Source organism: Pontibacterium granulatum (assembly GCF_029961155.1).
GTDB classification, from domain to species: domain Bacteria; phylum Pseudomonadota; class Gammaproteobacteria; order Pseudomonadales; family Balneatricaceae; genus Pontibacterium; species Pontibacterium granulatum.
In genome coordinates this window covers 21644-27881 of record NZ_JASBRH010000039.1, presented here as the reverse complement: position 1 = coordinate 27881, position 6238 = coordinate 21644, and the positions used below count along the sequence as shown (strand labels likewise).

General features: G+C 55.4%; 8 protein-coding genes. All 8 read right to left on the bottom strand.

The genetic code is table 11. The annotated features are described in order from the left end of the window. Nucleotides 1–77: 77 nt before the first annotated feature. The 8 genes from QKW35_RS20625 to QKW35_RS20590 all read right to left on the bottom strand — a co-directional run bounded on the left by QKW35_RS20625 (nt 78) and on the right by QKW35_RS20590 (nt 6237). Nucleotides 78–950, bottom strand: a complete 873-nt coding sequence (locus QKW35_RS20625; protein ID WP_282356179.1) for a hypothetical protein — start codon at nt 948–950, stop codon at nt 78–80. 115 nt (nt 951–1065) lie between these two features. Further along, nucleotides 1066–1560, bottom strand: a complete 495-nt coding sequence (locus QKW35_RS20620; RefSeq protein WP_282356177.1) for a hypothetical protein — start codon at nt 1558–1560, stop codon at nt 1066–1068. Further along, the gene (locus QKW35_RS20615; protein WP_282356175.1) at nt 1557–3074 is read right to left on the bottom strand and encodes a phage head spike fiber domain-containing protein; all 1518 of its coding nucleotides are present in this window, start codon (nt 3072–3074) and stop codon (nt 1557–1559) included. Before QKW35_RS20615 ends, QKW35_RS20620 begins: the two co-directional genes overlap by 4 nt. Then, a complete protein-coding gene (locus QKW35_RS20610) occupies nt 3071–3340 on the bottom strand; it encodes a hypothetical protein (protein ID WP_282356173.1) in 270 nt (89 codons plus the stop codon). The genes QKW35_RS20615 and QKW35_RS20610 overlap by 4 nt, the downstream gene beginning before the upstream one ends. Before the next feature lie 13 nt (nt 3341–3353). Further along, nucleotides 3354–3578, bottom strand: coding sequence for a hypothetical protein (locus QKW35_RS20605; RefSeq protein ID WP_282356172.1), 225 nt, complete (start codon nt 3576–3578; stop codon nt 3354–3356). Further along, a complete protein-coding gene (locus tag QKW35_RS20600; protein ID WP_282356168.1) occupies nt 3578–5512 on the bottom strand; it encodes a hypothetical protein in 1935 nt (644 codons plus the stop codon). Before QKW35_RS20600 ends, QKW35_RS20605 begins: the two co-directional genes overlap by 1 nt. A 3-nt stretch (nt 5513–5515) precedes the next feature. After that, on the bottom strand, nt 5516–5896 hold the full coding sequence (locus QKW35_RS20595; RefSeq protein ID WP_282356166.1) for a hypothetical protein: 381 nt from the start codon (nt 5894–5896) through the stop codon (nt 5516–5518). Then, complete coding sequence (locus QKW35_RS20590; protein WP_282356165.1) at nt 5893–6237, bottom strand: hypothetical protein; 345 nt, start codon at nt 6235–6237, stop codon at nt 5893–5895. The genes QKW35_RS20595 and QKW35_RS20590 overlap by 4 nt, the downstream gene beginning before the upstream one ends. Nucleotide 6238 lies beyond the last annotated feature (1 nt).

Genomic DNA, 6238 nt, shown 5'->3' with positions numbered 1-6238 from the left:
AAAATGATCGACGTTGTCTTGCCATTGGACACCTCTTCCTACGGTGGTGACTTTACCACCTAAATTGGTGTCCGGGTTCATTGAACCACTACAATCGTTCCCTCTTTCCAAATGGTGTTACCTGCTTTATCAATTGCAGACCTATTCGCTTCTTTGATTGTCCACCCTACATCACCATTGGATTCGTACCAAAAAACAAATGAACCAGAGATAAGTACCCTTTCACCCCTTGCATAAGCGCTGTCGAGCATTCGCTTTACGCTGGCCAATTGAAGAAGTTCATTAGCTCTGGGGCGCAGGAGAGTTCGGATTGTAGCTTTGGTCTTCCCCCAGTGCTCAAAACCACAAAGATCGAACCCTCTAGCGATTCGATCTCTGTATACTTTTTCATAAGCTCGTTTATTTCCTGGAATCGTTTTACTCCAGTCTAACTCACCACTTCTAGCTAATATGACACCACTTTTAGGAAGGGAAGCACATTGTATATAGGGTGTTTCAGATAATATTTCGTGAAGCAAATCTCGCAGATTTTCATGATGCTGGGAGAGAATGAGGTCTTCCTTCGATGGGCGAGGGGTGCCATGGTGACGTCTGATAGCCTCCTGAAGCATCAATTGCTCTTCTGCCAATAGCCTACTTTGGCAGGTGATCTGCTTATCTACCTTGAGCCTCAGCGAAGCTTTTAAGTGGTCATCTAACAGCAGACTATCGATAGAGTTAATAAAGGCTTCGTTCAGCTTAGAGGATACTGCGGTGGCTGCTTCGTATGTGTCATAGCAATCGATCATCGCATGACCTGATTCGTTTTCAATACAACGTGGATACCATTTAAGGTCCCCGTCATCTGTTAGCTTAAGTTCGTGAAGTTGCCAGGTATTCAATGGATGTAGAGGCTTAGGGCAGGTTGCGAGTGTAGGAAAATTGTATCCAGGCATCTGATTGAGTCGCATTTTCTCTCCTTGGTGAACGAAAGGCGTCGTCCCTAATGTTTTGTAGACGTTTTTCCTGAATATACCTAACAGGAGGTTGAATAACACATTTCGTTTATATGCTTAGCTGAGACGACTATTGCGCAATTAGTGCAATCCGAACCGCGTTCCATACCTCCTGTTTGAGTGTTTCTAGGGATTGATTGAGGTCTAGGTTGAAGCCGGTGGCGGTTTGGCAGTCGGCTTCCAGCTGTTTTTTGCCCTCGCTGGTGTCTTCGTAGTTGAAGTCGATCAGGCGGAAAACTGGGGAGGCGTGCATGGCGCTGCCAATTGCTTGATCCATGACGATAGGTTTGTCAGCTGTAGGCTCGAACAGGTAGGGAGCTACCGCTTTTATGACCTGCATGGCGGTCGAGAACTCCGAATCTGGATCAATCGCGATGATGCGGGCGTCTGAAACATCGACGTTGAACTTCGGTAGTGAGGTGCAGGGGATGATGTATGCCGGAACTGTATCAGGGCAGTAGCTACCGTATCGGTTCCACGCCGCTACTGTCGCCGGATTGGGAAAGCGCGACGCCAAGGAGACAGGTGGAAAAGCGATGGGGGCAAGGGTGTAGTAATAGGTCATGCGGCCGCCTCCTGAGCAATTGGGATCATCATGCCTGCCTGGCCGATGGTTTCTTTGTAAGGGAGTGCTTGATCCCCTTCGTTCAATTGAACGCCACCCACAAGCGCGATTTGTCCTACTTCGGCAGCGGGGTTATAGCCTGCCAGCCGAATACGGGGATTTGTGGCATGGGCACTTACAGTGAACGTGAACGCGATGCGTCTTAGCGTTGTATCCAGGCTGATCCAGTCTTGGGCCATGATTGTGGGTACATCGTAGTAGGCCAGCTGAAAGCCTCCTTCCCAGGTTACCTGACGGGCATACATACTTAATGTGTATGTCTTACCGACCTCAAGGGCATCAACCCCGATCTCGATCTGGCACGGGCTGTCTGCGGTTACCTCTATTTGGGTCAGCTTGATACCTTCTTCGGTTAGGCCGGGATCACTGAGCGTTACGCCTGTGCCGTGCCACCAGGCTTGCAGCAGGTCACGGGAGTGGGAGATCAAATTGGGCCAATATTCGTTGGTCCAACCGAAAGGCTTTTTGGTATATCGCTGTACGCTGCCATCTGCTGCATTGTAGAGCTGAGCGGCAGTGTTATCTTCACGAATACTCAGGACACGCAGTGCCAGGGTGTCACCCTCTGACATGTTGCCATGCTGCTGGACATATACCCGTGTAGAGGTGCTCTGCGCTGTGAAAAGCAGCCCCCCTTTGGAGCCGCTTTCAAAATTAAAGGCGGTGTTCAGTGCGACAGCGTCTTGGTTATCCCAGGCCCGGATGTAGAATTCGGACCCTGACGTTTCGGCGATGACTTCCAGCCGATACTGTGTTCCTGGTGTGGTTTCAATGTTCTCGGCTATGTATGCCCAGCTATCTGCGGTAGCGGTTAAAACAGCACCGGAGACGGTACCGCTTCCCTGTGCATAGAAACTGCCGTTAGACAGTTCTGCTCCCCAGGCTTGCAGTTGATTTGGAACGACCCCATCAGCGCGGCCGAACTGGGTGTACAGGCGTGAGTTGGATGGATTATCCAGATCTTTCAGTGCGACACTGAGTAGATAACTGTCAAGATCGGGGACGGCTGTTGATAGATCCCACTTCATACCAATTCGGTCAAAAGTGTAGTTTCCCGCGCGGTCGCCTGTGCGCTGTGGCGTTAGCGCATCGCCATCAATGGAGCCGTGCGTCAGGTCGGATACTCTCGATACACGGATTTCATGGATTACACCGTCAACATAGGTACCGTTGGCCCACTGTGTATTGTCTGCATTGTGTCTACTGAGCTTTAGGTATCCGTTGTAGTTAAAGAGCCTAGTGGTAGGGCCTGCCAGGATGTACCCGTCTGTGGTTCGGTTCATGCGTATGATGATTTCGAAGTCACCGGACACGGTCCAAGCGGGAATCTTTACATGTGTGCCCACGGCTGCCATAAAGCGCCGTATTAACCGGGATTTTGGAAACGGCACATGCCCCCTAAAATGCCGGGCCATGGGGTGGCCGGAGGTGGCGTAGCCTTTTAGCTTTCTCATCCCTTCATTACTCCCACGTCTTTAGATTCGCCGTCTTTGAGCAGGGGATAGCGCAGCCAGAGTTTGCCTTCGAAACCTGCGTAGAGTTCTTTGTCTTCACCTGCGATATACAGCCCAAGATCGGTAGCGCTTGGGGGATTTGCGTCGATAGCGACGCTGAGGCGGGTGATGTCGTAGTTTTGAACGGTAACGGCGGTATCACCCAGTGAGCTGTCGGCGTATTCCTGCCACTGGTTGGTGACTTGTTCGGTGGTGGTTGTGGTCATGGGGGATCTCCTCTTAGTACAGGGTCATGGTGTGTTCGGTGAGGTTTGGGGCCGCCTGTTTGATCTCACCGCCTTTGATGAACACTTTGCTGCCGGGTGTGCCGGTGCCGGTGACTTTCAGGGTGTCACCGCTGAGCAACTGCACGGTTGAGGTGGTGCCGTTGGTGGCGGTGATCGTGGCGAGTTGGGTCACGTCTTTGTCGATCAGGCTTTCAAACTGCTTCCAGAGGTTTGCCATCAGTGAAAGGCCCTCTCTGCTGTGAGCACCTGGCGCACGGTCAGTGCGTCTTCGCTGCTTTGTGCGGTGATTGCGGTGCTGCTGATTTGGGTGCGGTAGGTTTCGTCTACGTCCTCGATTTCTACCAGGTAGCCCGGCAGCATAAGCCCTGGGCCTGGGGTGCCGTTCTGGGTGAGCCAGGTGGTGATGTTCATGCTTTCCCAGCTACCGCCTGCGGCGATTTCGTTGCGGCCGCGTTCGTAGCCTGCATCGGCGTGGGTGATCAGCGGATCGGTGACGACGGGGGCCAGTTCATTGCCTGCGGTGCCGTCGCGGGTGAGGGTGACGATTACGCCGCCGGTATCACCGCCGGTGGTGATGGCGCGGTTGTAGTGGGGCAGGGTGCGGTATTCGCCTGCGGTCTGCTTGATCAGGGCGGCTGGCAGGATGGCGTCGGGCGTGGCGCTGGCCCAGAGGTGTGGGCTGGTGGGAAAGCGGGGTTTTACGACCAGGGTTTTGCTGCTTGGGTGGCTCTGTACGATAGCGCCGACGCTTTCTGCAATCTGCTTGATCACGGCGACCGGGTCATTGTCCTGGTAACTGAACGCGCCTGCCGGTACCAGCCAATCGGCGGTGTTCCAGTTCAAGGTCCAGCCGGTGTTTTGCAACTCAAGCTCGGCCAGCTGCTGGGCAGTGTGGTCGGTGCTGATCACACGGGAACGTTTAGGGGCGTAAGGATCGGACAGCCAGCCGCTCAGGCTGCGCCCGTTGATCTGGTAGCTGTTGTTGCCAAACTGCCGGGATACGTTGTAACTCTCAACAATGGCAGTGAAGGTGTGGCCGTTGATCTTGCAGCCGATCTCTTGGGGGCCGTTGCTGTCTGGTTTTACCAAGGCCAGGTCGGCGTTCTTTTTTAAGGTCGCGTTGAAGCGCCAGCCCCAGCTGTCCAGATCTGTGGTCCAGGATACGTTTATCGCGTCCAGCTCGGCGCCGTCACTGAGTCGGTAAAGGGTGATGGTTGGCATGAATAGGTATACCGCTTTGCTGGTTATCGGCACCGGGGGTTGTTCAAAGGTGCCATTAAAAATCAGGTGTTCGTTTCGATAGGTGCCGTCAAACAGCAGGTTGGGGTCGCCTCGGAACGGCTCCGGCTGTGGTTCCGGTTCCGGCCCAGGCGGCACGCTGTGCCCAGGCGGTGGCTGAATGCCGTACTCATACAGAGCAGTTAGCCACTGACCCAGCTGTTGGGCGTAACGTATTGAATCGCGGCGGGATAGTCCGAGCCATTGGCACCACTCCCATACCGTCTGGGTGGCAGCTGGCAGGAACGGTGGATAGTTGAACGCATCGCCGCTGTTGTTGGCTGTCTGTGCGCCCTGTTCCCATTTGCAGTGTGGGTTGCGCTTGGCGCGGGCCGGGTTTTCCCATGCACCGCTGCGGCTGTGGTTGAGATCAATACCCTGCTCCCAGGCATCACCAGATAGATTAGGCAGTGCGTCAGGCTGGCCCCAGGAAGGCGCTGTTTCGTTGCCATTGGCGTTGGCTTTCTCCCAGGCTGCGCGGGCCTCGGTTTCCACATAGGGCGCCATAATCCAGGCCGGTGCGGTATCGCTTGCGGCGTGTGTCGAACGCTGCCACACGGCACCGGTATCGGCGGCCAGGGCATCGGATATATTGCTGTCGATCTCTGCGTCAATCGCGGCAGTCGGGCCGGTTAGGCTGGCAGACAGCGAGCCTGTAATACCTGTATCGGCATCGAGGGATGCCTGAGGGGCTGCCAGTGTGGCGGCGATTGTTGCGTTGATAGTGATCGCTGTGTTGTCGCTACTGCCGAACACCAGATCGGTGCTGCTGCCAGCCGGATCCTGAAAGACCAGATCGGCAGGCGAGCGGCGATCCCCGAATGTCAGGTCAGCATCTGCAGGTGGCGGCGACTTAAACAGCAGATCGGTCATGCGTTACTCCGAGATTGCCGCGGTATTGATCTGCACCAGGACGCCGGGGTAGATCTGGGTGCTGGCGAGGGCGATATCCGTGCCCACCACCAGGTCGGCCACGACATCGCCGTTGCCGTTCTTCAGCCGTGCCCAGGTTGCCTGCCCGGTTTCCACGGCCATCTCTGAGCCGAAGGCGGCGAGGTGCAGGGTGCCGTTGCTGATGGAGTCGGCAATTGGTAGCGGGCATGGGATATCAACCAGTGCCGTTTGTGTGGTGATCGCATCATCGGCTTGGGCAGGCTTGGTGCCGGTGTAGAGCGTCAGGGTGCCCGCCCCTCCGGTATCGATCAGATCAGCCAGCGCCTGCAGCCGGGCGTTTTTGGCAGCGACAGCGAGGTTCATGGGGTGGACTCCAGGTTATCGGCAATCACGGCGTTGTAGGTGCCGCTCTCATCGAAGGCCAGCACGGTATAGGTGTCGTGCGGGATCTGCTCAAAGGCGTAGTTGCCGTTGGCATCGGAGCGGGTGCGCTGGATGATCTTATGGTCGCGCTTGCGCAGCAGCCATACCGGTGCACTGGTAGGGATCGCCGGGGTTCCCGCGATCTTGGTGGTGCCAGCAAGACGAAACCGGCCTATATTGAGCAGTACGCAGCCAGAGCGATCCAAGCGGGCGGCCTGACTGCGCACAGTCGGATCATGAAAGAAGGCACCGCCGAAGTGATGGCCATGTTTAGCGGTCATA